Source organism: Pseudomonas sp. TE6288, from assembly GCF_054062095.1.
Genome location: NZ_JBSSEW010000007.1, coordinates 64,379 through 90,160 on the forward strand (window position 1 = coordinate 64,379; position 25,782 = coordinate 90,160).

Genomic DNA, 25,782 nt, shown 5'->3' on the forward strand with positions numbered 1-25,782 from the left:
GGCCTGGGGATTAGGGATGTCGGCACCTTTGTCATGGAACAGACCGCTCACGCACTCCCAGGTCTGGGTGCTGTGCTCGGCAGCCATGATGCTGCACATCCTGCCATTGCTCATGGCGGACCATCCCTTTCTGGATGACTTTTCCCGCCAGCATCTCGCGAGCGGTGGTTGGGTTGCCTTGGGGCGTCCACTGACATCCTTGTTGTACTCAGGGCTTGGCTTTACCGCTGGTGCGGTCAATATCTATCCGCTTCCACTGCTGATGGCTGTTGTTATCAGTGGCTATGCCCTGGCCCATTTGATTCGCTACTGGTTCACCACGCCTACGCTCAGCTCCTTGTTCGTGGTGTTGCCGTTGTGGCTCCAACCGTTTTTTCTGCAGAACCTTTCCTATCAGTACGATGGCGCGGCCATGGCGCTGTCGATGGCGGCCAGCGTAGGGGCTATTGCGCTCGGTATTCAGCGATGGCGCGCTTGGTGGGGGGGAACATTGCTCGTTCTTGTTGCAGCCGGTTTCTATCAGGTAAGCATCAACCTGTTTGCCGGGCTGTGTTGCATAGAGGTGGTTCGCAGGATCATCGACGGTTCAGGTTTTCGCCAGATATGGCGACTTATATGGATACGTTTCAGTCAATTGGTGGTGGGTTGTTCGCTGTATTACGCGACCTGTGCCTGGATGATCGAAGGGTTCTATACCAGTGGCTTGCTGCCGTTCGATGAGCGATGGCTTGGCCAGGTCTTCCAGCGGATGGGGACGGTGACTGAAACCGTCGGTCTACTCATGACCCCCACCCTGCAAGGGCTTGTGATCGTGTTGGTTTGCGTGGCCACCTGGCAGCTCGTCATTGTGCTGAGGCGTGTTCAGCAGCGTGCATCATCCCGCGTGGAGTGCGTGGGCCTATGGATGACTCTGCTGGGGATGGCAGTAGCCGCCCTGGCGTTGATCCCGGGGTTGGTACTTTTCCTTGAACGTTTTCAAGGCGAGGTACGGGTGATGATGGGGCTGGGGGCCGTGATCGTCATGTTGCTGCTATTCGTGCACGGCGCCTTGGCGAGGGCGCCGCGCATGCAACTGCTGGTTCTGGCGGTCCCTTTGGTGTTCATGCTCTCGTTTTCCTTCGCGTACGGACGGGTCATGGTGCTGCAAAAGGCATTGCATCAATCGATTTCGCAAGGGTTGGCACAAGACCTCGCCCCGTACGCCGATCTGGCACCTTTCAAACATGTTTATCTCATTGATTTTTGGTTAAAAAAACCCTGGATTCCCGGCGCGGAAGGAACGCTGCGAGCGATGCCGGCAGTGAGCGCTCTTTTCCCGAACAGTTATCTCGTCTTGCCCGAGATGCTGCCTCTGGTCGGAATCGATGATTTTCGGCTTTTCTTCGACAAGCCACCCCTGGATCGACGGCAGGTGATAGCTATCAGCCCGTTGGCGTTGGTACATAGCCAGTTCTACGACATTCATCGGGTAGGCAATGATGCTTATGTGCTGATGAAGGCGCCTGCCGGATTCGAGGAAGTCGCACCATGAGCCTGGGGCGCTTTGTACGGTATGGTCTGGTGGGTATCGGCAATACCGCTGTGCATTGGCTGGTATTCCTTGTGTCGCATGTTCTTCTTGGCATGAGCCAGGCACAGGGCAACCTGCTTGCCTTCGTGGTGGCAGCAAGCCTTTCCTATCACGTCAATGCTCAATACACCTTTGCAGTTCGTCCGCAAGGACAACGCTATTTCCTGTTTCTATCTGGAATGGGCTGCTTGAGCCTGGTCATCGGTACGATTTCTGATCGTATCAACCTGTCACCTTGGCTGACGCTGGTCATCTTTTCGTTCGCCAGCCTGACGGTGGGTTACGCCTATTCACACACCGTGGTGTTCAGACGGAGGGACCCATGAACATTACGTTGGTGGTACCGGTGTACAACGAGGAGCAGACCCTCGAGTGTTTTTACCGCACCGTGCGCAGCGAGCCTTCGCTGAAAGACGCGACCGTGGAAATCGTTTTCGTCAATGACGGCAGCACCGACGATACGGAAGCCATCTGCGCCGATCTGGCGGCCAGGGACGAATGGGTCACGGCGATCAATTTCTCCCGTAACTTCGGCAAGGAGTCAGCGTTGTTCGCGGGGCTGGAGCATGCCGAAGGCGACGCGGTGGTGCCAATCGATGTCGACCTGCAAGACCCCATTGAGGTTGTCGCGCAGATGATCGAGCGCTGGCAGGGCGGCGCCGACGTGGTGCTGGCCAAGCGCCGCAGCCGGCTGGCCGATACGCGGTTCAAACGGTGGACGGCGGGGCTCTACTATCGTCTGCACAACGCCATCGCTGCGTTGCCGATCGAAGAGAACGTCGGCGATTTCCGCCTGCTCGACCGCAAGGTGGTCGCTGCCATCCGGCAGATGCCGGAGCAGCAGTTGTTCATGAAGGGCGTGCTGTCGTGGGTGGGGTTCCGTACCGAGATCATCGAGTACGACCGCCAGGAGCGGGCGGCGGGCAATAGCAAGTTTGGCTTCTGGCGCCTGTGGAACCTGGCACTGGACGGTATTACCTCGTTCAGCACTGTGCCGCTGCGGCTATGGACCTATATCGGTGGTGGCGTTTCGTTGTTCGCCCTGTTGTATGCGGTGTTTCTGGTGCTGGACAAGTTGCTGTTCGGCAACGACTTGCCGGGGTATCCGTCACTGATGACGGCGATTCTGTTCCTTGGCGGGGTGCAGTTGATCGGGATTGGCATCCTGGGCGAGTACATCGGGCGGATCTACCAGGAAACCAAGCACCGGCCCCGCTATGTTGTACGCAAGGTACTGGGGCGGCGTAGCCAACCCCAGTAGGCTCTATCGCGGGGCAAACCCGCTTGCACAAACCCCGTGATTGGGCTTTCAGCTTTGCCACACCTGCGGATTCACCAGGTCCTGCGGTCGCTCGCCCAGCAATGCCGAGCGCAGGTTGTCGATGGCCCGGTTGGCCATGGCTTCGCGAGTCTCGGCAGTGGCCGAGCCGATGTGCGGCAGGGTCAGGGCGTTGGGCAGCTTGAACAGCGGCGAATCGCCGAGCGGTTCTTTCTCGTACACGTCCAGGCCGGCGCCGCGAATGGTCCCTTCCTGCAGTGCCTCGACCAGTGCTGCTTCGTCCACCACCGGGCCACGGGCGATGTTGACCAGGAACGCGCTGGGTTTCATCAGCTTCAGCTCGCGGGCGCCGATCAGCTTGCGGGTGGCGTCGGACAGCGGCACCACCAGGCAGACGAAATCGGCTTCTGCCAACAGCTCATCCAGGCTGCGGAACTGCGCGCCCAACTCCTGTTCCAGCGCGGCCTTGAGGCTGTTGCCGGTGTACAGCACCTGCATGTTGAAACCGAAACGGCCACGCCGGGCGATGGCCGCGCCGATGTTGCCCAGGCCGACGATGCCCAGTTTCTTGCCGTGCACATCGCTGCCGAACTGCGCCGGGCCGACGGTGGCCTGCCAGTGGCCCGCCTTGGTCCAGGCGTCCAGCTCGGCGGTGCGCCGGGCACAACCCATGATCAGGGCGAAGCCCAGGTCGGCGGTGCTTTCGGTGAGCACGTCGGGGGTGTTGGTCAGGGCGATGCCGCGCTCGTTGAAGTAGTCCAGGTCGTAGTTGTCGTAGCCGACCGAGACGCTGGACACCACCTCCAGCTTGCCCGCGCCTTCGAGCTGCGCCCGGCCCAGCTTGCGGCCAACGCCGATCAGGCCGTGGGCCTCGGGCAGCGCTTCGTTGAACTGGGCGGCGATGTCGCCCAGCTTGGGGTTGGGCACGATCACGTTGAAGTCGTGTTGCAGGCGCTCGGCCATGGCCGGGGTGATGCGGCTGAAGGCCAGGACGGTCTTTTTCATCGGGCTGCTTCTCTGCAAGGCGGGTAGGGGCGGTGTCGTTGCTTAGCAACCTACCATTGTCCCCCGCCCGAATGCACCGGCTTTTTCAGTTGGCGATCAGCAGCTCGTGGGTTTTCAGGTCGGCCTCGTGGGCGGCGAGGATTTCCGGCAGCGAGTTGCGCAGGTACTCGACCCAGGTCTTGATCTTCGCATCGAGGTACTGGCGCGACGGGTAGATCGCATACAGGTTCAGCTCCTGCAGGCGGTACTGCGGCAGGATCCGCACCAGGCTGCCGTCACGCAGGCCATCGATGGCGGTGTAGATCGGCAGCACGCCCACGCCCATGCCGCTGCGGATCGCGGTCTTCATCGCATCGGCGGAGTTCACCTGGAACGGTGAGGTGGTGATATTGACCACCTCCTGTCCCTCGGGGCCGTCGAACAGCCATTTCTCCAGCGGGATCACCGGGCTGACCATGCGCAGGCAGGCATGCTTGAGCAGGTCGGCGGGCTTGTGCGCGAACCCGTGGCGCGCCACGTAGTCGGGCGATGCGCAGACGATGCTGTAGGTGATGCCCAGGCGCTGGGAGACGAACCCCGAGTCGGGCAGCTCGCTGGCCAGCACGATCGACACGTCGTAGCCCTCATCAAGCAGGTCGGGCACGCGGTTGGCCATGGTCAGGTCGAAGGTCACGTCCGGGTGCGACTCGCGGTAGCGGGCGATGGCGTCGACCACGAAATGCTGGCCGACACCGGTCATCGAATGCACCTTCAGCTGCCCGGCGGGACGGGCATGGGCATCGCTGGCCTCGGCCTCGGCTTCTTCCACGTAGGTAAGAATCTGTTCACAGCGCATCAGGTAGCGCTTGCCGGCCTCGGTCAGCGCGATGCGCCGGGTGGTGCGGTTGAGCAGGCGGGTTTGCAGATGGGCTTCCAGGTTGGAGACCGCCCGCGACACGTTCGCGGTGGTCGTGTCCAGTTGCGCCGCGGCAGCGGTGAAGCTGCCGAGCTGGGCCACGCAACTGAAAGCACGCATGTTTTGCAGGGTGTCCATGGGTCACTCTCGGTTTAGAGGACAAAATTGTGACATGAAGTAACGCTATTTCGCTTCCGACTAAAGCCGGATTATCGCTGTTTTGGTAACAAAGATTCGCAGGAATATACGCTTATCGCCAATGAAACCCGCCCCTAGAATTGCCCGGCCCCTCCACCTCTTCCTCGGGAAATCGCAGCTGTGCCGCGTCGCAACATCAGAGCGCTTAGCGCGCTCAGTGCCTGTGCCCTTTGTCTCACCTTGAGCGGCTGTATCGGAACCTGGGGCATCGCCCCGCAAAGCAAGACACTCCAAGCCAACCAACTGACCACTGACGACGCCATCCGTGAGGCTGCGCGTGACGCCCACTGGCCGGCCCAGCAATGGTGGCGCGCCTATGGCGACCCGCAACTCGACGCCTGGATCATCCAGGCCGTGGCCGGCAGCCCGAGCCTGGCGATGGCCGCTGCACGCGTGCGCCAAGCCAAGGCCATGGCGGGTGTGGTCGAGTCGGCGGAAAAGCTGCAGGTCAACGGCACTGCCACGCTCAAGCGCCATAACTGGCCGGAGGATCAGTTCTACGGCCCTGGCGCGTTGTCCGGCGCCAACACCTGGGACAACAACGCCGGCATCGGCTTGAGCTACGCGCTGGACCTGTGGGGCCGTGAGCGCAATGCCAGCGAGCAGGCCGTGGACCAGGCGCACATGAGCGTCGCCGAGGCGCGCCAGGCCCAGCTGGAGTTGGAGAACAACGTGGTGCGCGCCTACATCCAGCTCAGCCTGCATTACGCCCGGCGCGATATCGTGCTGGCCGAGCTTGCGCAGCAGGAGCAGATTGTCGCCCTGGCCAAGCGCCGCCTGGACGGTGGCATCGGTACCCATTTCGAAGTCAGCCAGGCCGAGGCGCCGCTGCCGGAAACCCACCGCCAGATCGACAGCCTCAACGAAGAGATCGCCCTGACCCGCAACCAGCTGGCAGCCCTGGCCGGCAAGGGGCCGGGGGAGGGCGCGACACTGCAACGCCCGACCCTGACCCTCGGCGCGCCGCTGAAACTGCCCTCGAACCTGCCCGCCGAGCTGGTCGGCCAGCGCCCCGACGTGGTCGCCAGCCGCTGGCAGGTGGCGGCCCAGGCCCGTGGCATCGACGTGGCCCACGCCGGGTTCTTCCCCAATGTCGACCTGGTCGGCGGCCTGGGCTTCATGGCCACCGGGGGCGGCCCGCTGGAATTTATCACCGGGCGTAAATTCAACTACAACGTCGGGCCGGCCATCAGCCTGCCGATCTTCGATGGTGGGCGCCTGCGCTCGCAGCTGGGCGTGGCCTCGGCGGGCTATGACGTGGCCGTGGCGCACTACAACCAGACGGTGATCGGCGCGTTGAAGAACATCTCCGACCAACTGATCCGACGTGAGTCGATGAAGGAGCAGGCGCATTTCGCTGCCGAATCCGTGGCCGCCGCGCAGAAGACCTACGACATCGCCACCGTCGCCTTCCAGCGCGGGCTCACCGACTACCTCAACGTGCTCAACGCCCAGACCTTGCTGTTCCGCCAGCAGCAGGTGCAGCAGCAGGTACAGGCCGCGCGTTTGGTGGCCCATGCCGAACTGGTCACGGCCCTGGGCGGCGGGCTGGAGGCGGGCAAGGACGTGCCGGACGAAGAGCGCCAGACCGCACCGAAAACGCCGGCCACCCTGGCCATCTTCGACACGCCGGATTACGCCGAATGAGCACATCGAGCTTGCCCTTGCGCTGGCTGCGGAGCCTGGAATGGCGCCGGGGTTTCTTTGCCTGGGCGCGGACCGACGGCGTCACCTGGGTCTACATCTTCAAAGTCCTGGCCGCCGCCTTCATCACCTTGTGGCTGGCCATGCGCCTGGAGCTGCCGCAGCCGCGCACGGCGATGATCACTGTGTTCATCGTCATGCAGCCGCAGAGCGGCCATGTGTTCGCCAAGAGTTTCTACCGGGTGCTCGGCACCCTGGCCGGCTCGGCGATGATGGTCGCGCTGATCGCGATCTTCCCGCAGAACACCGAGCTGTTCCTGCCCAGCCTGGCCCTGTGGGTCGGCCTGTGCTCGGCGGGCGCCATGCGCTATCGCACCTTCCGCGCCTATGGTTTCGTGCTGGCCGGCTACACCGCGGCGATGATCGGCCTGCCGGTGCTGCAGCACCCCGACCAGGCGTTCATGGCGGCGGTGTGGCGGGTGCTGGAGATTGCCCTGGGGATTCTGGTTTCGACTTTCGTCAGCGCTGCGATCCTGCCGCAATCGGCCAGTGCCGCCATGCGCAACGCCCTCTACCAGCGCTTTGGCGTGTTCGCCGGGGTGGTGGTCGAGGCCTTGCGCGGCGACAGCCAGCGCGACCGCTTCGAGACCAGCAACGTGCGCTTTGTCGCCGAGGCGGTGGGCCTGGAGAGCCTGCGCAACGTCACCGCCTTCGAAGACCCGCACATGCGCCGGCGCTCAGGTCGGCTGGTACGCATGAACAGCGAGTTCATGGCCATCACCACGCGTTTCAACGCCCTGCACCGGTTGCTCGAGCGCTTGCGCGCCCGTGGCCCGTTGCAGATCGTCGGCGCCATCGAACCCGGGCTGGCCACACTGGCCGAGCTGTTGCAGCCCTACGTCGGCCGGGCACTGACCGACGCCGACGCCTTGCGCCTGGCCCTGGAGCTGGGCACCTACAAGGAAGGCCTGCAGGCCCAGGTGCGTGGTCTGCGCGCCGAGTATCTGCAGACCAACCCCAGCGAGGCCGACCTGCTCGACTTCCATACCGCCTTCGAGCTGCTGTACCGCTTCGTCGACGAGATGTACAGCTACGCCGAGACCCACGCCTCGCTGGCCGTGCACAAGCACGAACGCGAACAGTGGGACGAACCCTATGTGGCCCAGACCAGCTGGCTGGTATCGCTCGCCGCTGGGGTGCGCGCTTCGGCGGTGCTGTTGCTGCTGGGCAGCTACTGGCTGCTCAGCGATTGGCCCAGTGGCGGCATGATGACCCTGATCGCCACGGTCACGGTGGGCCTGTCGGCGGCTTCGCCGAATCCCAAGCGCATGGCGTTCCAGATGGCCTGCGGCACGGCGATCGGCGCCTTTGTCGGCTTCTTCGAAACCTTCTTCGTGTTCCCCTGGATCGACGGCTTCGCGCTGCTGTGCATGGTCCTGGCGCCGGTGTTCGTGTTCGGCGCGTTCCTTGCCTCGCGCCCGGCCTATGCCGGTTACGGCCTGGGCCTGCTGGTGTTCTTTGCCATCGGTTCGGTGCCCAACAACCTGACGATCTACAACCCCTACACCTTCATCAATGACTACATCGGCATGGTCATCGGCATGTTCGTCTGCGCCGCGGCCGGGGCGATCATCCTGCCGCCCAACAGCCGCTGGTTGTGGAGCCGCCTGGAGCAGGAGCTGCGCGAGCAGGTGCTGTTCGCCATCAGCGGGCGCCTGCGCGGGCTGGGCTCGGCTTTCGAGAGCCGTACCCGCGACCTGCTGCACCAGGCCTACGGCCTGGCCGCCGGCAAGCCGCAGGTGCAGAGCCAGCTGATGGGCTGGATGTTCACGGTGCTGGAGATCGGCCACGCCATTATCGAGCTGCGCAAGGAGCAGGCTCGCGCCCCGGTGCACCCGGCCTACGCCGAGTCGCAGCCGTGGCGCCAGGCCATCCGTGTCATGGGCCGGGCCCTGGCGCGGTTGTTCCTGCAACCCAGCGCCAGCAACCACGAACGCGCCCTGGTGGCGGTGGACCATGCCATCAGCCGCGTGCAGGCCACCGATGAACCTTTCGCCCGGCACTTCGACACCTCGGTGCTGCGCCGGGCGCAGAGCTACCTGCATTTCATCCGTTCTTCCCTGCTCGACCCACAGTCGCCGCTGGCACCGGCGAAAGGACTGCACGATGCTCCGTGAAACCATGCCCCGCGAGATCGCCTTCCATGGCGTGTACATGCCCACCATGACCTTGATGTTCCTGTTCGCCCTGGGCCTGGCCTGGGGCCTGGACCGGTTCATCGCCAGCCATGATGGCTACCGCTTCTTCTGGCACCCGGCGCTGCTGCGCCTGAGCCTGTTCGTCTGCCTGTTCGGCGCCCTGGCGCTGTCGCTCTACTGGTGAGAATCCTGCAATGAAAAAGTTCTTCAGCCTGATCGCCACCCTGCTGGTGCTGACCGCTGCCGTGGTGATCGGCCGCCAGTTGTGGCTGCACTACATGACCACGCCGTGGACCCGCGACGGCCGGGTGCGCGCGGATATCATCAACGTTGCCGCCGACGTGCCGGGCTATGTGGTGGATGTGCCGGTCAAGGATAACCAGCGGGTGAAGAAGGGCGACGTGCTGATCCGCATCGATCCCGAGCACTATCAGTTGGCGCTGGACCAGGCCAAGGCGCTGGTGGCCTCGCGCAAGGCCACCTGGGAAATGCGCAAGGTCAACGCCAGGCGCCGCGCCGACATGGACAACCTGGTCATCTCGAAAGAGAACCGCGACGACGCCAGCAACATCGCCAGCTCCGCCCTGGCCGACTACCAGCACGCCCAGGCTCAGTTGGCCGCCGCCGAACTGAACCTCAAGCGCACGCAGATCGTTGCCACCGTCGATGGCTATGTGACCAACCTGAACATCCACAAGGGCGATTACGCCCGCACCGGCGAGGCAGTGATGGCGGTGGTGGATGAGCAGTCGTTCTGGGTGTACGGCTTCTTCGAGGAAACCAAGCTGCCCCACGTCAAGGTAGGAGATGTGGCCGAACTGCAGATGATGAGCGGCGAGCGCATCAAAGGGCATGTGGAGAGCATCGCCCGGGGGATCTACGACCGTGACAACCCACAAAGCCGCGAGCTGATCGCCGATGTGAACCCGACCTTCAACTGGGTGCGCCTGGCGCAGCGGGTGCCGGTGCGGATCCATATCGATGAAGTGCCGGAAGGGTTCCTGCTGGCGGCGGGGACCACGTGTACCGTGGTGGTCAAGCCGAGCGAGGGCTGATCCAGTTCTCGCGCTGACGCCATCGATAAATTGGCGGGCAAATGTCAGCGCTTGAGGGTGGCGTTGAATCGGGCTGTTGCTGCAGTTGCTTCCTGTAACAGCTGATTCCAGTCGTCAGGCGGGTATCCGGTGCCAAGCATGCGACGGAACACTCTGTAGGCGTCGTCGCTGCTCTCGTAAGCGCGTTTACTGTCGTCATCGTTTACCCAAACCAGGACGATTATCTTGCTCGACGCGTGATAACGGAAAAACAAACGATATTGCTGGAAGAACTTCGCCCGGAACCAGTGCCGGTGGGCATCTCCCAGGGTGTTGCCCTGGCGATACTCGGTTTTGGTTGGATCCTGCGCGATGCCATCAAAAGCCAGGCGAATAATTGCAGTCAGCCGTTTCCAGGCATTCTTCCTGGTGTAGCTATCGGGGGCCTTGCGCTTCAGGACCTCCAGTTCGTTTTTCAGCTGGTCCAGCTTATCGAGGAACATGGGGTGTGCGAACACCGTCCAGCCAGTTGAAGAAACGGGGGGGAGGTCAGCATCTGTCATTCATCATCCGCCGAAAGAGGTTGATCCAGATCGAGTTCTTCATCGCCAACCAGTGCCTTCAGGCGAGCGACAAACTCTGCATCGACAACCTTCAAACGTTGCGGGTTGGTGGCGATATCCCGCTCCAGGAATTCGAGGAACTGCCCCACGGCAGGGTCTTCCTCGGCTGTCTCTGCGCGGGTGAGTATCACTGCTCCGTCAGGGCGGATCGAGTAGTGAATCTTGTCACGCTTTTTCAGGCCCAACGCGCGGCGAACGGTTTCGGGGACCGTTGTCTGGTAGCGCTCGGTCAGGGTCGATTCCGCTTCGAAGGTAGTAGCCATGGTCGTCAGTCCGCGAGGGGTAATATCGGCCACGGTAATGCGAGTGCATTACCTGGTCAATGCAGTTGCATTACCTCGTGTGTACTGGCTGATCAACGGTTTTCCTGGCTCAGGCTGCCCCGACCAGCACGGGCACCTTCACCCGGTCGATCACCTTGGCGCTGATCGACGGATCCAGCAGCCTGCCTAGCCGTGACAGGTGGCGGTGGCCGATGATGACCAGTTCGCATTCCAGCTCCCGGGCTTTGGCGACGATCGCCTCCACCGGCTGGCCGGCGACCATGCAGCCCAGGCTGTCGAAGCCGGCTTCGCGCAGCATGCACACGGCGCTGTTCACGGCGTGCTCGGCCAGTTGCTGTTCGTCGCAGGCGGCGGGGTATTCCTCCAGCTCCTGCTCGGTGTAGGCGGTGCGGTTGTCGTGCACGGCGAAGGTCGAGTCGATGGCCAGCAGCACATGCAGGGTGTGCTCGCCGGGGCGGCAGTAGCGCTGGGCGAGGGTGAGCAGGCTGGTGGCTGCCGGGGAGGCGTCGATGGCGATCAGAACCGGGTGGGGCATGGGCAATCCTTTGGAGAATGGATGGCAGTGCTGCGCTCATCGCCGGCAAGTGGCAACGGCGAACCGCGGCGCCCACAGGGAGATGCGCTGCCTGTAGGCGCTGCGGTTCGCCGCCGCGGCTTACCGGCGGTGAGGCCACACCATTGTCGATTCAATAACCTCTGCGGATAAATGGTCCCCCACGCACGGCGCCATTGCGTCAGACGCAATCGGCCAACCTGTTACCATCGCGTTTCCCACAGCTGTCACGGAAAACGGCCATGCAACTCCCGGACATGAACCTGCTCGTCGCCCTCGATGTGCTGCTCGACGAAGGCAGTGTGGTGGGCGCCGCCCAGCGCATGAACCTGAGCCCGGCGGCGATGAGCCGGACCCTCGGGCGAATCCGCGAGGCCATGGGCGACCCGATCCTGGTGCGTGCCGGCCGTGGCCTGGTGCCGACCCCGCGAGCGTTGGCCCTGCGCGAACAGGTGCATGGTTTGGTGGAGCAGGCTGGCCTGGTGTTTCGCAGCCGCGATGCCGTCGACCTGGTCAACCTCGACCGCGCCTTCAACATCCGCACCAACGACCTGTTCATTGCCCTGTATGGCGCACAGTTGCTGCGCATGATGCTGGCCCAGGCGCCGCGCACGGTGCTGCGTTTCGTGCCCGAGGGCAGTGGCGATGACGATGCGGTGCTGCGCAACGGGCAGATCGACCTGATCATCAGCTCGGCCATCGAGCTGGGGCCGGAGATCAAGGTGCAGAGCCTGTTCAACACCTACTTCGTCGGCCTGGCCCGTGAGGATCACCCGATCTTCGATGCCGTGATCACTCCCGAGCGTTTTGCCGCCTACCCGCAGATCAGCGTGTCCCGGCGTGGTCGCGCCAACGGGCCGATCGACGTGTCGCTGGCCAACTGCAAGGTGGAGCGGCGAGTGGCGCTGATCACCACCAGCTTCCATTCGGCGATGTTTTCGCTGCCGGATTCGGACCTGATCCTGCCGATACCGGCCAATATCCTCAACAGCGTGCAGCGCTTGAAGCTGCCCTTGCGTTCGTTCGAGATCCCGGTGCCGCTGGAGAAGGTCAACGTGATGCAGGCCTGGCATCCGCGCTTCGACAATGACCCGGCGCACCGCTGGTTGCGGCAGACGTTGAAGGCTTGCGGCAGCATCGATCCTTGATCGGCAACGTTTACGTTCCATAGCCGGCAAATCCATCTGGATTGCGTCTGGCGCAACATAAAGCTGCCGACAAGTCAGTTTTCGTCAGCATTCGACCTTCTTAGACTTCCCCCAGCCCTTAAAATGTTGCTGGAGATGTCTATCCATGAGTTCCCTGACCGCGCCTTCCGCCGCGCTGGCCGCCGCCCCTGCGCCGGTCGCCCCTGCGCAGACGGCGTTCGGCCTGCGGGTGGTGGTCGGGCTGTTCGGCGTGTTGCTGGCGGTGCTGTGCGCCGGGCTCAACGAGGCGGTGACCAAGATTTCCCTGAGCGACATCCGTGGCGCCATGGGCATCGGTGCCGACGAAGGCGCCTGGTTGCTGGCGGTGTACAGCGCCGCCTCGGTCTCGGCCATGGCCTTCGCGCCGTGGCTGGCGACCACCTTCTCGCTGCGCCGCTTCACCATGACCGCCGTCGGCCTGTTTGCCGTGCTCGGCCTGATCCAACCCTTCTCTCCCAACCTGCACAGCCTGATGTTGCTGCGTGTGCTGCAGGGCTTCGCCTCGGGCGCCTTGCCGCCGATGCTGATGAGCGTGGCGCTGCGCTTCTTGCCACCGGGCATCAAGATATATGGCCTGGCCTGCTATGCCCTGACCGCCACCTTCGGGCCCAACCTCGGCACGCCGCTGGCCGGGCTGTGGACCGAGTACGTCGGTTGGCAGTGGGCGTTCTGGCAGATCATCCTGCCGTCGCTGCTGGCAATCGCCTGTGTCGGCTGGGGCCTGCCCCAGGATCCGCTGCGCCTGGAGCGCTTCAGGCAATTGGACTGGCGCGGGGTGCTGCTTGGCCTGCCGGCGATCAGTTGCATCGTCCTTGGCCTGTCGCTGGGCGACCGCTGGGGCTGGTTCGACTCGCCGCTGATCTGCTGGCTGCTCGGTGGCGGCCTGCTGTTGCTGGTGCTGTTCATGTACAACGAGTGGTCCGAGCCATTGCCGTTCTTCCAGTTGCGCATGCTCTCGCGGCGCAACCTGAGCTTCGCCCTGGTGACCCTGGCCGGTGTGCTGGTGGTGTTGTCCGGGGTGGGCAGCATTCCTTCGGCGTACCTGGCGCAGATCCAGGGCTACCGCCCGGCGCAAACCAGCCCGCTGATGCTGCTGGTGGCCATGCCGCAGTTGCTCGCCCTGCCGCTCACCGCAGCGCTGTGCAACATCCGCGCGGTGGACTGCCGTTGGGTGCTGGCCGTGGGCCTGGCGATGCTGGCGGCGTCGTGTGTGGGTAGCAGCCTGCTGACCTCGCAGTGGATTCGCGGCGACTTCTACCCCTTCTACCTGCTGCAGGTGTTCGGCCAGCCAATGGCGGTGCTGCCCTTGCTGATGCTCTCCACCAATGGCATGACCCCGCAGGAAGGCCCGTTCGCTTCCGCCTGGTTCAACACGGTCAAAGGGCTCTCGGCGGTGATCGCCGGCGGCCTGCTCGACGCCCTTGGCACCCTGCGCCGGCATTTTCATTCCAACCACCTGGTCGACAGCCTGGGCAACGCGCCGCTGATCGACGACAACGCCGCTGGCCTGGCCAAGCGCATCCATGAACAGGCCCTGGTGCTGACCTCGGCCGACCTCTACCTGGTGATGGCGGGTATCGCCGTCGCCATGATCTGCCTGATCCCCTTCGTGCCTACCCGGATCTTCCCGCCGCGTGCGGTGGCCTGAAGCCGGGGCTGAATTCGAGATAGAAAGATGACCAACAACCGCAAGACGCTCTTCATCGGCTCGGCACTCGCCGTGGCCGTGCTCGCCGCCCTGGTCGGCCCCTGGATGTTCGGCAGCGATCATCGCCAGCGCACCAACGACGCCTACGTGACCGCCGACTACACGGTAGTGGCGCCGAAGGTGGCGGGATTCATCAAGGAGGTGCTGGTGGAGGACAACCAGCAGGTGAGTGCCGGCCAGTTGCTGGCGACCATCGATCCGCGCGACTACCAGGCCGCGCTCGACGCCGCCCAGGCGCAACTGTTGGTGGCCAGGGCGCAGAGCCTGGATGCCCGCGCCACCCTTGAACGCCAGGCCTCGTTGATCGCCCAGGCCGAGGCGGCGGTGAAGGCGGCCCAGGCCGAGGCGGCTTTCGCCGACCACGAGGTGACCCGCTACAGCCGCCTGGCCGAGCAGGGCGCCGGCACCGTGCAGAATGCCCAGCAGGCGCGCAGCGGCGTCGACCAGGCCCGTGCGCGGCTGGCCAACAGCCAGGCGGCGCTGCTGGCCACCCGCAAGCAGGTGGACATCCTCAGCGCCCAGGTGGCCAGCGCCGATGGCCAGCTCAAGCGTGCCGAAGCCGGGCTGGAAAAAGCCCGGCTGGACCTGTCCTACACCCGCATCACCGCACCGGTCGACGGTATGGTCGGCGAGCGCGCCCTGCGCATCGGGGCCTACGTCAATCCGGGGGCGCGGCTGCTGTCGGTGGTGCCGCTGGAGCGCGCCTATATCGTCGGCAACTTCCAGGAGACCCAACTGACCCATGTGCAACCGGGGCAACCGGTGAGTATCAGCGTCGATACCTTCTCCGGCGAACAACTCCACGGCCGTGTCGAGAGCATCGCCCCGGCCACCGGGGTGACCTTCGCTGCCGTGAAGCCGGACAACGCCACCGGCAACTTCACCAAGGTGGTGCAGCGCATTCCGGTGAAGATCGTCTTCGATGACGGCCAGCCGCTGTTGGCGCGCCTGCGCGTGGGCATGTCGGTGGAAGCGACCATCGATACCCACGGCGACACGCTGGCTGGCAAAGAGGTGACTGCGCGATGAGACGCCTGAGCCCTCTGCTGCTGGCCATGCTGCTGGCCGGCTGCACCCTCGGCCCGGACTTCCAGCGCCCGGACAGCGAGGCGCCCAAGGACTGGGCCGAGCCGCAAGGCGCTGCCGCGGCCAGCCAGCCGGTGGCCGAACCGCTGGAACTGCGCTGGTGGGACAGCTTCCATGACCCGCGCCTGAGCGCGCTGATCCAGAAGGTCACCGAACGCAACCTCGACCTGCGCATGGCCAGTGCCCGCCTGTTGCAAAGCCGCGCCTTGCGCAGCAGCGTGGCGGCGGACGAGCTGCCGGCGGTGGACGTGAACGCCGGGTACAGCCGTGCGCGCAACAGCGCCGAGGGGCTGAACGACCCGTCCGGCAAGTCCGGCAAGTCGGCGTACAACCTCTGGCAAGGCGACCTGGTGGCCGGCTGGGAACTTGACCTGTGGGGGCGTGTGCGCCGTCAGGTCGAGGCCGCCGACGCGAGCGTGGCGGTGGCGGAAAACGACCGCCGGGGCGTGCTGCTGGCCTTGCTTGCGGAAACCGCCGGCAACTACATCCAGTTGCGTGCCGTGCAGCACACCCTGGACATCACCCAGGACAACCTCAAGGTTGCCCGCCACAGCCTGAAGTTGTCCGAAGGTCGTCAGGCTGAAGGGGTCGCTACCCGCCTCGACGTAGCCCAGGCCAGCGCCCAGGTGGCTTCGATCGAGGCGCGCCTGCCGACACTGGAAGCCCGTCGCGACGACCTGATCAACGCCCTCGGCTTGCTCGCTGCCGAACCACCACGCAGCCTGCAGCGTGAGCTGCTGCAAGGTGGCGAGCTGCCCGCGCCGCAGCAGCGCTTCGCCATCGGCGTGCCTTCGGAGCTGGCCGAGCGCCGGCCGGACATTCGTCAGGCCGAGGCCCGCCTGCATGCCGCCACCGCCAGCATCGGCGTGGCCAAGGCGGACTTCTACCCGAGCATCCGCTTGTCCGGGAGTGTCGGTTTCCAGGCCATGCAACTGTCCGATTTCGGCGGCTGGGATTCGCGCCGGTTCGCCTTCGGCCCGCAGCTGTCGCTGCCGATCTTCGAGGGCGGGCGGCTCAAGGGCACCCTGGAGCTGCGCGAGGCCCAGCAGCAGGAGGCGGCGCTGAACTACCGCAAGGTGGTGCTCGGTGCCTGGCACGAGATCGACGACGTGCTGCGCCTGTACAACGCCAGCCAGCTGCGCCGTGATCACCTGGCCGAGGCGGTGCGGCAGAACCGCATCGCCCTGGAGACCGCGCAGCGCCAGTACGTGGAAGGGGCGGTGGACTTTCTCAACGTGCTGACGGTGCAGTCGGCGCTGCTGGCCAGCGAGGAACAGTGGATCGACAGCTCGGCGGCGGTGTCGCAGGCGCTGGTCGGGCTATACAAGGCGCTGGGCGGCGGCTGGCAGGCGTTCGATCAGGTTTGAAACGCATCGCGGGGCAAGCCCGCTCCCACGATGCCTTGTGTCGTCAGAGCGGTCGCAACAGCCCGAAGCGTTTGCGCAACACCCAATCCAACAGCCTCTGCGGCAGCACCCGGGCCATCAACGGCAACGCCGTGCTGCCATTGCCGATACGCACCAGCGCCGGCACTGGCGACTTGCGCGTGGCGGCCAGCAGGCGCTGGGCAAACACCGCCGCCGAAGTCGGTCGGTCCTGCGAGGCCCGCGCCCGGGCCTGTACCTGTTCGCGCAACGGCCACCATGGCGAATCGCTCGCCAGTACCTGCTCGGCCTGTTGCTGGGCATTGCTGGCGAACTGCGAGGCGATCGCCCCCGGCTGCACTTCCATCACCCGAATGCCGAACGGCGCCAGCTCCAGGCGCAAGGCATCGGTGAGCCCGTGCACGGCGGCCTTCGACGCGCAGTACGCGCCGGCGAACGGGGTGACCAGCACGCCCGAGACGCTGCCGATGTTCACCACCAGCCCACGCGAGCGGCGCAGCAGCGGGAACAGCGCGCGGGTCACGCCGACCAGGGCGAAGACATTGGTTTCGAACTGTTGGCGCATGGCCTCGACACCGCCGTCGAGCAGCGGACCCATGGCGCCGTAGCCGGCGTTGTTGATGAGGATATCAAGGCCTCCGTGGCGGTCTTCCAGCTCGTCGGCCAGGCGGGTCAGTGCCTCGCCGTCATTCACATCCAGTTGGCGTGCGGCAAAGCCGGCGGCGAGCAGGGCGTCGACGTCGTCGGGCTTGCGGGCGGTGGCCCAGACTTCGTGGCCGGCATCGCGAAAGGCGTCGGCCAGGGCGCGGCCGATGCCGCTGGAACAACCGGTGATGAGGACGGTGGGCATGGGGTAGGCCTTAGGTGTGGGAGGGTCGTAATACCTGCCCCGGCCCTATCGCTGGCAAGCCAGCTCCCACAGGGATCACTGAAGCCCCTGTGGGAGCTGGCTTGCCAGCGATAGGGCCGGTACAGGCAATGAATCAATTGGCGAATGTACCTTGCAGATGTTCGGCACGAAACTCCAGGGTCTGCGGCCGATACCCCGAGCGCAGCGGCGGCACCGGCAGGCAGTCGCTCCACTCGACGCCCGGCTGCAATTCGCCGGGACCGCGATAGCGGGGTGCTGCATAGGTATTCTCGGCAAGGTTCACGGTATCGCCGGGTGCATAGGCGGCCACGCGCCAGCGCAGTTCGGTCAGCGGCGCCTTGTTGCCGTTCTTCATGCGCACCTGCAGGGCGCGGTCGGCGGGGCACTGGTCGGGGGCGTAGGTCAGGCGAATGTCCAGGCGCGCCAGCTGCGAGGCCTCGCGGGTGTCCTGCCAGACCACCCCTAGCGCCACCAGGCCCAGGCCGCACACGGCGGCCAGGGAAATCGGCAGGGCCTTGGCCGGGTAACGCAGCAGCAGGACCAGCCAGGTGAGGATGAGCAGGGCGCCGATGATCATGGTGGGGCAGGCCTTGGTGGCGGGGGTTTGATCATCTTGGAGCGCCAAGCTGCAAGCTGCAAGCCACAAGAAAAAGCGGGAGCGCGACGAATCGAGCATTTCGATTCACCGCGCCCCCGCTTTTTCTTGCAGCTCGCAGCTGTTACTGCGCGATGGTCTTCACCGAAACCCCACGCTCCACCGGCGTAGAGGTGCGCCCATACACATCCTCGAAGCGCTCGATGTCATCCTCGCCCAGGTAGCTGCCGGATTGCACCTCGATGATCTCCAGCGGGATCTTGCCTGGGTTGCGCAGGCGGTGCACCGAGGCGATGGGGATATAGGTGGACTGGTTCTCGGTCAGCAGGAACACGTTCTCGTCGCAGGTCACCTCAGCGGTGCCGGACACCACGATCCAGTGCTCGGCGCGGTGGTGGTGCATCTGCAGCGACAGGCTGGCGCCCGGCTTGACGGTGATGTGCTTGACCTGGAACCGCCCGCCCATGTCCACCGAGTCGTACGAGCCCCAGGGGCGGTAGACCTCCAGGTGGTTCTGGGTTTCGCTGCGGCCCTGGGCGTCCAGCGTGTTGACCAGTTGCTTGACCCCCTGAACCTTGTCCTTGTGGGCGATCATCATGGCGTCCTTGGTTTCGACCACCACGATGTTCTCCAGGCCAATCACCGACACCAGCTTGCCATTGCCGTGAATCATGCAGTTGTGGCTGTCCTGCACCACCACGTCGCCCTTCGTCACGTTGCCGTTGTCGTCCTTCTCGTGCACATCCCACAGCGACGACCAGCAGCCTACGTCGCTCCAGCCGGCCGACAGCGGCACCACGCAGGCGCGCTGGGTCTTCTCCATCACCGCGTAGTCGATGGAGTTGTCCGGGCAGCAGGCAAAGGTGGCTTCGTCGATGCTCAGCACATCGGCGTCTTCGTCGCTGCGCTCCAGCGCCAGCAGGCAGGTGTCGTAGATATCCGGATCGTGCTTTTTCAGCTCCTCGAGGAAGCGGCTGGCGCGGAACAGGAACATGCCGCTGTTCCAGAAGTAGCCGCCGGCGCGGACGAACTCGTTGGCGCGCTTCTCGTCGGGTTTCTCGACGAACTGCGCGACCCGTGCCACGCCCTCGGGCAGCAGCGCGTCCTGGCTGGAGCGGATATAGCCGTAGCCGGTCTCGGGCTTGGTCGCCGGCACGCCGAACAGCACCATCTCGCCGCGCTCGGCGGCCACGGTGGCCAGGGCCAGGGCCCGCTGCAGGGCCTTCTGGTCCTCGATCACGTGGTCGGCCGGGAGCACCAGCATCAGTTCGTCACGCCCTTCGTTGACCAGCTTCATCGCGGTCATGGCCACTGCCGGCGCGGTGTTGCGGCCGAACGGCTCCATGAGGATGGCCTGGGTTTCCAGCTTCAGCGCACCCAGCTGCTCCTGGACGATGAACTTGTGGTCCTTGTTGCAGACCACGATGGGGGTGTCCATGCCATCGAATACCAGGCGCTCGATGGTCTGCTGGAACAGCGTGTGTTCGCCGGTCAGCGCCAGGAACTGCTTGGGGAACTGCTTGCGCGACAGAGGCCACAGACGCGAACCGCTACCACCAGAAAGAATTACCGGGATCATCATGTTTCTCCAATAGTCGTTTTAGAGGCAGGGGGATCAGTTGCTAGCCACGGGGCGAGTTACCCACACCGGCGACAGGCTGTTGCCGGAACCGGTGACATACAGCACGGCCGCTTCGCCGCGCTCCAGGGCGACGGGCTTGACGTCGCCGACTTTCTTGTCGCCTGCATACAGGGCAAGGTTGACCTTGACCGGATTGATTTCACGTTCGCCACGGCCCTTGGCCGCCACCGGCTTGACCACTTCGGTCTTGCCGTCGGCGGTCTTCAGGGTCAGTTGCTGGTCGCTGAGGTTCTGCACCCGCACCAGGGCTTTCTGCTTGTTCTTGAACGGTGGCTCCTCGATCAGCTGCGGGTTGCCGCCGCTGTTGTTGACCAGGGTGTAGTACTTGTCGGCGGCCAGCTTGACCGGCACGCTCTTGCCGCCGACCTGGGCGGTGTAGTCGCCGCCGGGCAGGAAGCTGAAGTCGCTGCTGGCCTGGGCGCCGACCTGCTTGATCTGGGTGTTGCCGACGCTGGCGGCGGTGGGGCTGCTGGCGGCGTTGTACAGGCGCACGAAGGTCGAGCCTTTCGGCGCGCTCGGGCCATAGAGGGCGGCATCGGCGCCAGCGAAGGCCTGCATCGAGGCCAGGGTCAGGCCGGCGGCGAGGGTGAGGGCTTTGGCAATGGAAGTCTTGGTGGTCATGTGCGTGTTCCTCTCTATCTTCAGTGGTCCGTCCGGTTGGACGACAGGGCCAGGTTTTCTTCGGATTTGCGGGAGTTCTTCAGCTGCGCGATCCACTGCGGATCGAAGGCGCTGAGGTCGTTCTTCATTGGCAGATACCGTTCGGGGAATTCCCACACCACGACCTGTGGCGGGGCGTTTTTGAAAGCGTCGCTTTGCAGGTACTTGAGCATTGGCAGCAACGGCCCGTGGCCGTCTTCGGCGTAGTTGGCGACGTCGCTGCGCAGGGCCTGCTGCAGGGCGCCGAGGAAGTTCCAGCGCGGGTTGGCGCTGTAGCTGGTGCCCACCAGCGCCACCGGGATGCGGCTGTCGTCGAACAGCGCGTCGCCACCTTCGCCGCCCTCGGCCTGCACCGGGTGGGTCTTGCGTTGTTGCAGGGTGTCGGGAGTGGGCAGCAGGTTGCTGAACAGCGGATCGAGCGGCAGGAAGTTGGTCAGGTCACCCTTGTACGGCGCGCTGGCGCCGGCCTCGGTGATGTACGCCTGTGGCTCGCCGGTGAGCAACTGCTGGCGGTCGACGGCTTCGGCCAGCGATTGCGCAACCACTTCGGCGCCCATCGGCGTCCAGTGGGTGTCGGTGCGCAGGAATACCTGGCCGCGGGCCTTGGCCTGCTCCAGCGGCGCCAGCAGGTCGGGGGCGAACACATTGGCCTGGCGCGCCTGGGCGTGGAACTGGTTGAACAGGTCGTCGTGCAGGCTGGCCGGCGTCTCCTTGCCGATGTATTCGGAATAGAGGCGGGCCTTGGCCGGGACGATCGCCAGTACCAGTTGCACGCCCTGGCGTTGCAGTGCGTCGCGCACCCCACGCACCAGGGCCAGGTTGTCCTGCATCTGTTGCTGCGCGCCGACGGTGGGGTTGAATTCCTCGTCGGTGAACAGCCACTGGTCGCGGCCCAGCACCACGCCGGGGCGGCCTTCGTTGAACAGCTTGAAGTCCAGCGCGGCCCACAGGTTGGTGCCGACGCGCTTGATCGGGAACTGCTCGTCGTAGTGGGTTTCGGCGGCCTTGGCCAGCTTGCCGTCGAGCAGGGTCATCTGCCCGGTGCGGTTGAAACTTTCCAGCCCGCCGACCGACCATGCGCCCAACCCGACCAGCAGGCCCATGAACGACAGCGAATAGGTGATGCGAAGTGTCCGGTTCATGATCGGGGCCTCAGAACTGGAAGTAGAGGAAAGGCGAGTAGCTCTGCGCCGAGAGCTTGAGCACCGAGGCGACGAACAGCAGCAGGACCAGGGCGCGGGTCATGATCCGCGTCCAGTCCAGCCCCACCGACCCGTCGGCGTTGATTTGCACGGGCGTTGCCTTTGGCGTTGGCTTGGCGTTGCGGTAGAAATCACGCAGGCCGAAGAACGCCAGGCTGAGGTAGGCGACGACCAGCGTGGCGACCTGCAGGCCGGTGAGCTGGGCGCTGTTGATTTCCGACAGCTGCCAGTCGCCGAAGCTGAACATGGCGCCGTACATGCGGGCGGCCACGTGCAGGTTCTCGGCGCGGAAGATCACCCAGCCGACCACCACCAGCAGGAAGGTGAAGGCCCATTTCACCGGGTTGAAACGCTGTGGATTGGTGTCCAGACCCAGCGCGCGCTCGATGGCCAGCCACAGGCCGTGCCAGGCGCCCCAGATGATGTAGGTGAAGTTGGCGCCGTGCCACAGCCCGCCCAGCAGCATGGTCAGGAACAGGTTGCGGTAGGTGTTGAAGGTGCCTTTGCGGTTGCCGCCCAGGGTGATGTAAAGGTAGTCGCGCAGCCAGGTCGACAGGCTGATGTGCCAGCGCCGCCAGAATTCGGTGATCGACTGGCTGATGTAGGGCTGCTTGAAGTTTTCCATGAAGCGGAAGCCCATCATCAGGCCCAGGCCGATGGCCATGTCGCTGTAGCCGGAAAAGTCGAAGTACAGCTGCGCGGTGTAGGCCAGGGCGCCGAGCCAGGCATCACCGGTGGTGGGGTTCTGCAGAGCGAAGCAGTGGTCGGCGACCACCGCCAGGGTGTCGGCGATGAACACCTTCTTGATGAAACCCTGCATGAAGCGGGTGCAGCCTTCGGAGAACTTGTCCAGGGTGTGGGTGCGGTTGTTGAACTGGTCGACCAGGTCCTTGAAGCGCAGCACGGGGCCGGCGATCAGGTGCGGGAAGATCGCCACGAAGGCCGCGAAGTCGATCAGATTGCGCGTGGCCGGGGTGTCGCCGCGGTACACGTCGATGATGTAGCTGATCGACTCGAAGATGTAGAACGAGATGCCGATCGGCAGCAGCACGTGGGTGAGGATGAACGGCTCCAGCCCCATCGAGGTCATGATCGCGTTGAGGCTGTCGACGCCGAAGTTGGCGTACTTGAAGTAGCCGAGGATGCACAGGTCGACGCCCACGCCGAGCAGCAGCCAGCGCTGCGCGGGCTTGGTGCGCACGCCGGCGGCGCCGACTTTCAGGCCGATCCAGTAGTTCCACAGGGTGACCCCGGCGAACAGGGCGAGGAAGTCCACCCGCCACCAGGCGTAGAAGATGTAGCTGGCAACCAGCAGCAGCAGGTTGCGATAGCGATTCCCGCTCACGTAGTACAAGCCGAGGAAAACCGGCAGGAACAGGAACAGGAACACGTTGGACGAGAAGACCATCCCGGTTCTCCTAGTTATGCACAGCACCTGGGGCACAGCGCCCCCCAAACCCCCCAACAAAAAGCTGGAAGGCAACCTAGTCCCCTGTGGGAGCCGGCTTGCCGGCGATGGGCCGCATGGCGGCCCCGGCCATCGCAGGGCAAGGCTTTGCCTTGCATCGCCGGCAAGCCGGCTTCCACAGGGATCGCGTTACTTTTTCTGTTCCGCGCTCGGGTCGTAGACCCGCGTCACATCACCCCCCAGCCGGAAACTGTTGAACGGTTGCATGTCATGCTTGCGCTCGAGGGTGTCGCCGACGCACTGGTACAGCGCGCACCACGGTTCGAGCCAGGCGTACTTGCTGTCGATCTTCAGGTCCTTGAGGTCCTGTTTCACGCCGGCGCGGGTGTTGAAATGAACAGGGTCGCGGGCACCGGCCAGCACGCCTTCGCCGAGACGCTGCAGAGCGAAGTTGTTTTCCTTGCGCAGGTCCACGCCGTTGGCCTGGGCGAAGCTGGCGATCATCGCCAGCGGCGGCAGGGCGTAGTTGTGGTAGGCCAGGGCGCGTTGCTTGCGCTTGACCTCGTTGGGCAGGAAGCCCTGCTCGTCGACCTGGTTGACGCCGACCTTGTATTCCTTCACCGCCCAGTCGAACAGCTCTTGCTGGTCGGTGGCGACGGCGGTGGCCATCACCGACCAGGCCGCCCAGTAGCTGTGGTTGTTGATCTTGTCCAGCGGCAGGTCGCTCCAGTCGCGCACGGTCTGGCGTGCCAGGCGCACAAACCATTTCTCGATCTGCTCGGCCTCGGCGCGGTGCGCCGCCAGTGGCTGCGAGTTGGAGAACTTCAGGCGCAGCCACGAGCCGCTCATGCTGCCCAAAGCCCATTTGCGCATGGACTTGCCGGTATGGTTGTAATCGGTGGACATCAACGCATCGGCCCGTGCCCAGGTGTCGAGCCAGGTCAAGGCGCAGTCCAGTTGCGCCGGGCGGCCATCGCGCATGTACTGGCCGACCATCTTGCTCACGCCTTTCTCGAGGGTGGTGATGTCCTCGGTGGATTTGCGGAAGGCTTTTTCCGAGGCGACATTGAGCGTCGCCCGGGCCTTGTCCGAACCTTCGTACTTGCTGCGGAACTGCAGCGCGCCGGTATAGGGCTTGGGCGCGGCTTCGCAGCGGAAATTACCGTCGCCGGTCTTGAGCTTCTCGATGCCCTCGTAGTAACCCTGGGGCGGCACCAGCGCGGCCTGCGCCGCGCCGCCGAACAGGGCGAGGGCGAGCAGGGCGGGTGCGGTCTTGATGCTGATGGTGGTCATGGTCGCCTCACTGGCCAGCTTGCGCGGTGTGCTGCGCGGGGCTGGCGAAGTTGTTGCGTTTGCAGAGTTTGGCTTCGACTTTCTGCGTACCGCTTTCTGGCCCTTGTACCTCCAGGGCGAGCAGGTTCTGGCCTGCCCAGTCTTCGTCCTCGCGCATCTGGAAGACGAAGCGCCCGTCGGTGTCGGAGGTCTCGGGCTTCTCGATCTTGATGTCCTCGTGGCGGCCGTTGAGGTACCACAGGGTGGCCTGCAACACCTTCACCGAGGTGTCCTCGAACTTGATGTCGAGCTGGTGGTTGCGGTTGACCAGGTCCTTGATCACGCCGTTCTTGCCATTGACCATCAGCTCGTTCTTGCCGGGCTTGAGGATGGCGCTGGCGCTCATCTGTGCCGGGCGATCGTCACAGCCATCGTCGAGCAGGCCGAGGATCTGCCGCCAGATGGTTTCCTGGTCGAGGCGGTACAGCGGCGAGAACTCCCAGACCAGGATCTTCGGCGGGTTGTTCTGGAATTCCTCGCTGCCCAGGTACTGGATCATCGAGCCTTCCAGGCCGCCGCCGGGGAAGGCGACGTTGAGCACATCGGCGCCGATGTACTGCTCGAGGAAGCCCGAGAAGTTGTAGTTCTTGCCGCTGTGGCTGGTGCCCACCAGGGTGATCTGCGCGTTGCCCGAATCGCCGAACAGGTCGTCGCCGCCGGCGGCGCCCTTCGGTTCGGTGGCGAACTGGTCCATGTACTGCACCGCATAGCTGGTGCCGCACAGCTGGCCGGCGACGTTGTGCAGGGTGCCGGTCTTGCCCATGCGCCCGGACTTCCTGGTCTCGAACTCCTTGCGCGGGATGCCTTCGAAGGCCGGCATCTTGTGCACCGTGTCGGCCACGATCTTCGCCGCGCGCTCGGCGCCGTAGGGCGTCCAGTGCTGGTCGCCACGGAAGTAGAAGTCCTTGCCCTGGTCGGCGGCGGCCAGTTGCTCGTTGGTCAGCGGCGACAGGTCGGGCACGTTGTAGCCCATCCTGGCGAAGCGCTGCAGCATGGCCTGGTAGTTGCGCAGCGCCTTCTGGTAGTCGAAGGCGGCCTTCTCTTCGGGGTTGAGCATGTTGCGGTTCACCAGGCCACGGGTCGGCTGGTACACCACCACCAGCTCGACGCCACGCTTCTTGAACGCGTCGTGCACCTGCTGCAGGCGCTTGTAGCCGCCTGGGGTGGTGTCGAACTCGGTGCGCAGGTCCTCACGGGTACGGAACAGCCAGTCGCCCTGGGCTTGCACCAGGGTGGTGAAGTTCTGCTGGTAGCGCGTGGTGTAGCGGCTGGCGTCGTGGGCTTCGGGGCACAGCTGGCAGCAGGGCTCGGCGCTGAAGGTCGGCGCCTTGACGTCTTCGGCGCGCACGCCCTGGCTGATGGCCAGGAGGGCGGCGGACAGGCCCAGCAGTTTCATCAGGTGTGGAGTCATGGTCTGGGCTTC

The 25,782-nt window shown here is 64.6% G+C and carries 24 protein-coding genes; 11 read left to right on the forward strand and 13 right to left on the reverse strand.

Annotated features, from left to right (window positions below; translation table 11 throughout):
• Nucleotides 1-16 precede the first annotated feature (16 nt).
• Genes ACVWY1_RS08970 through ACVWY1_RS08980 form a run of 3 tightly spaced genes read left to right on the forward strand, consistent with a single transcriptional unit; the run spans nucleotide 17 to nucleotide 2,831 of the window.
• Nucleotides 17-1,531 carry a glucosyltransferase domain-containing protein gene (locus ACVWY1_RS08970; RefSeq protein WP_457378146.1) on the forward strand — a complete coding sequence of 505 codons (1,515 nt, stop codon included), beginning with the start codon at nucleotides 17-19 and terminating at the stop codon, nucleotides 1,529-1,531.
• Nucleotides 1,528-1,896, forward strand: a complete 369-nt coding sequence (locus ACVWY1_RS08975; RefSeq protein ID WP_457378147.1) for a GtrA family protein — start codon at nucleotides 1,528-1,530, stop codon at nucleotides 1,894-1,896. The genes ACVWY1_RS08970 and ACVWY1_RS08975 overlap by 4 nt, the downstream gene beginning before the upstream one ends.
• Entirely contained in the window at nucleotides 1,893-2,831 is a 939-nt protein-coding gene (locus ACVWY1_RS08980; protein ID WP_457378148.1) for a glycosyltransferase family 2 protein, read from the forward strand. Before ACVWY1_RS08975 ends, ACVWY1_RS08980 begins: the two co-directional genes overlap by 4 nt.
• Nucleotides 2,832-2,879: 48 nt before the next feature.
• Here ACVWY1_RS08980 and ACVWY1_RS08985 read toward each other — a convergent pair whose 3' ends face one another.
• Together ACVWY1_RS08985 and ACVWY1_RS08990 are read right to left on the reverse strand one after the other, a co-directional pair.
• Nucleotides 2,880-3,854, reverse strand: coding sequence for a 2-hydroxyacid dehydrogenase (locus tag ACVWY1_RS08985; protein WP_457378149.1), 975 nt, complete (start codon nucleotides 3,852-3,854; stop codon nucleotides 2,880-2,882).
• A gap of 85 nt (nucleotides 3,855-3,939) precedes the next feature.
• Nucleotides 3,940-4,887, reverse strand: coding sequence for a LysR family transcriptional regulator (locus ACVWY1_RS08990; protein ID WP_110699994.1), 948 nt, complete (start codon nucleotides 4,885-4,887; stop codon nucleotides 3,940-3,942).
• 180 nt (nucleotides 4,888-5,067) lie between these two features.
• On the opposite strand from ACVWY1_RS08990, the gene ACVWY1_RS08995 reads away from it, so the two are divergent.
• Genes ACVWY1_RS08995 through ACVWY1_RS09010 form a run of 4 tightly spaced genes read left to right on the forward strand, consistent with a single transcriptional unit; the run spans nucleotide 5,068 to nucleotide 9,844 of the window.
• The gene (locus tag ACVWY1_RS08995; RefSeq protein ID WP_457378150.1) at nucleotides 5,068-6,594 is read left to right on the forward strand and encodes an efflux transporter outer membrane subunit; all 1,527 of its coding nucleotides are present in this window, start codon (nucleotides 5,068-5,070) and stop codon (nucleotides 6,592-6,594) included.
• The gene (locus ACVWY1_RS09000) at nucleotides 6,591-8,768 is read left to right on the forward strand and encodes an FUSC family protein (protein ID WP_457378151.1); all 2,178 of its coding nucleotides are present in this window, start codon (nucleotides 6,591-6,593) and stop codon (nucleotides 8,766-8,768) included. The genes ACVWY1_RS08995 and ACVWY1_RS09000 overlap by 4 nt, the downstream gene beginning before the upstream one ends.
• A gap of 4 nt (nucleotides 8,769-8,772) precedes the next feature.
• Nucleotides 8,773-8,973 (forward strand): DUF1656 domain-containing protein, encoded by a 201-nt coding sequence (locus ACVWY1_RS09005; protein WP_008097766.1) that lies wholly within the window; start codon nucleotides 8,773-8,775, stop codon nucleotides 8,971-8,973.
• Nucleotides 8,974-8,983: 10 nt separating this feature from the next.
• Nucleotides 8,984-9,844 carry an efflux RND transporter periplasmic adaptor subunit gene (locus ACVWY1_RS09010; protein WP_102682110.1) on the forward strand — a complete coding sequence of 287 codons (861 nt, stop codon included), beginning with the start codon at nucleotides 8,984-8,986 and terminating at the stop codon, nucleotides 9,842-9,844.
• 44 nt (nucleotides 9,845-9,888) lie between these two features.
• On the opposite strand, the gene ACVWY1_RS09015 is transcribed toward ACVWY1_RS09010, so the two are convergent.
• From ACVWY1_RS09015 to ACVWY1_RS09025, 3 genes are all read right to left on the reverse strand, one after another.
• On the reverse strand, nucleotides 9,889-10,386 hold the full coding sequence (locus ACVWY1_RS09015; RefSeq protein WP_277501998.1) for a type II toxin-antitoxin system YhaV family toxin: 498 nt from the start codon (nucleotides 10,384-10,386) through the stop codon (nucleotides 9,889-9,891).
• Nucleotides 10,383-10,709: a type II toxin-antitoxin system PrlF family antitoxin gene (locus ACVWY1_RS09020; protein ID WP_102682108.1), complete on the reverse strand. Its 327-nt coding sequence runs from the start codon at nucleotides 10,707-10,709 to the stop codon at nucleotides 10,383-10,385. Before ACVWY1_RS09020 ends, ACVWY1_RS09015 begins: the two co-directional genes overlap by 4 nt.
• 109 nt (nucleotides 10,710-10,818) lie before the next feature.
• On the reverse strand, nucleotides 10,819-11,265 hold the full coding sequence (locus tag ACVWY1_RS09025; RefSeq protein WP_111532077.1) for a universal stress protein: 447 nt from the start codon (nucleotides 11,263-11,265) through the stop codon (nucleotides 10,819-10,821).
• Nucleotides 11,266-11,525: 260 nt separating this feature from the next.
• Between ACVWY1_RS09025 and ACVWY1_RS09030 the strand changes: the two genes are divergently transcribed.
• The 4 genes from ACVWY1_RS09030 (at nucleotide 11,526) to ACVWY1_RS09045 (ending at nucleotide 16,631) form a co-directional block, all read left to right on the forward strand.
• Nucleotides 11,526-12,431, forward strand: coding sequence for a LysR family transcriptional regulator (locus ACVWY1_RS09030; RefSeq protein ID WP_102682106.1), 906 nt, complete (start codon nucleotides 11,526-11,528; stop codon nucleotides 12,429-12,431).
• A 145-nt stretch (nucleotides 12,432-12,576) separates the two neighbouring features.
• Entirely contained in the window at nucleotides 12,577-14,118 is a 1,542-nt protein-coding gene (locus ACVWY1_RS09035; protein WP_457378152.1) for an MFS transporter, read from the forward strand.
• 27 nt (nucleotides 14,119-14,145) lie between these two features.
• The gene (locus ACVWY1_RS09040) at nucleotides 14,146-15,207 is read left to right on the forward strand and encodes an HlyD family secretion protein (RefSeq protein WP_102682104.1); all 1,062 of its coding nucleotides are present in this window, start codon (nucleotides 14,146-14,148) and stop codon (nucleotides 15,205-15,207) included.
• Nucleotides 15,204-16,631, forward strand: a complete 1,428-nt coding sequence (locus ACVWY1_RS09045; RefSeq protein WP_457378153.1) for an efflux transporter outer membrane subunit — start codon at nucleotides 15,204-15,206, stop codon at nucleotides 16,629-16,631. The genes ACVWY1_RS09040 and ACVWY1_RS09045 overlap by 4 nt, the downstream gene beginning before the upstream one ends.
• A gap of 43 nt (nucleotides 16,632-16,674) precedes the next feature.
• Here the strand turns inward: ACVWY1_RS09045 and ACVWY1_RS09050 are convergent, their stop codons facing one another.
• The 8 genes from ACVWY1_RS09050 to ACVWY1_RS09085 form a co-directional block, all read right to left on the reverse strand.
• The gene (locus ACVWY1_RS09050; protein WP_094011735.1) at nucleotides 16,675-17,499 is read right to left on the reverse strand and encodes an SDR family oxidoreductase; all 825 of its coding nucleotides are present in this window, start codon (nucleotides 17,497-17,499) and stop codon (nucleotides 16,675-16,677) included.
• A gap of 133 nt (nucleotides 17,500-17,632) precedes the next feature.
• Nucleotides 17,633-18,097, reverse strand: coding sequence for a multidrug transporter (locus ACVWY1_RS09055; RefSeq protein ID WP_102682166.1), 465 nt, complete (start codon nucleotides 18,095-18,097; stop codon nucleotides 17,633-17,635).
• 142 nt (nucleotides 18,098-18,239) lie between these two features.
• Complete coding sequence (locus tag ACVWY1_RS09060) at nucleotides 18,240-19,694, reverse strand: mannose-1-phosphate guanylyltransferase/mannose-6-phosphate isomerase (protein ID WP_139669305.1); 1,455 nt, start codon at nucleotides 19,692-19,694, stop codon at nucleotides 18,240-18,242.
• 36 nt (nucleotides 19,695-19,730) lie between these two features.
• Entirely contained in the window at nucleotides 19,731-20,378 is a 648-nt protein-coding gene (locus ACVWY1_RS09065) for an alginate O-acetyltransferase AlgF (RefSeq protein ID WP_102682101.1), read from the reverse strand.
• Between the two features lie 20 nt (nucleotides 20,379-20,398).
• Nucleotides 20,399-21,559 carry an alginate O-acetyltransferase gene (locus ACVWY1_RS09070; RefSeq protein WP_457378154.1) on the reverse strand — a complete coding sequence of 387 codons (1,161 nt, stop codon included), beginning with the start codon at nucleotides 21,557-21,559 and terminating at the stop codon, nucleotides 20,399-20,401.
• Nucleotides 21,560-21,569: 10 nt separating this feature from the next.
• The gene (locus tag ACVWY1_RS09075) at nucleotides 21,570-23,027 is read right to left on the reverse strand and encodes an MBOAT family O-acyltransferase (protein ID WP_102682099.1); all 1,458 of its coding nucleotides are present in this window, start codon (nucleotides 23,025-23,027) and stop codon (nucleotides 21,570-21,572) included.
• Nucleotides 23,028-23,216: 189 nt separating this feature from the next.
• Nucleotides 23,217-24,320 (reverse strand): mannuronate-specific alginate lyase, encoded by a 1,104-nt coding sequence (locus ACVWY1_RS09080; RefSeq protein WP_457378155.1) that lies wholly within the window; start codon nucleotides 24,318-24,320, stop codon nucleotides 23,217-23,219.
• A gap of 7 nt (nucleotides 24,321-24,327) precedes the next feature.
• A complete protein-coding gene (locus ACVWY1_RS09085) occupies nucleotides 24,328-25,770 on the reverse strand; it encodes an alginate O-acetyltransferase (protein WP_457378156.1) in 1,443 nt (480 codons plus the stop codon).
• Nucleotides 25,771-25,782 lie beyond the last annotated feature (12 nt).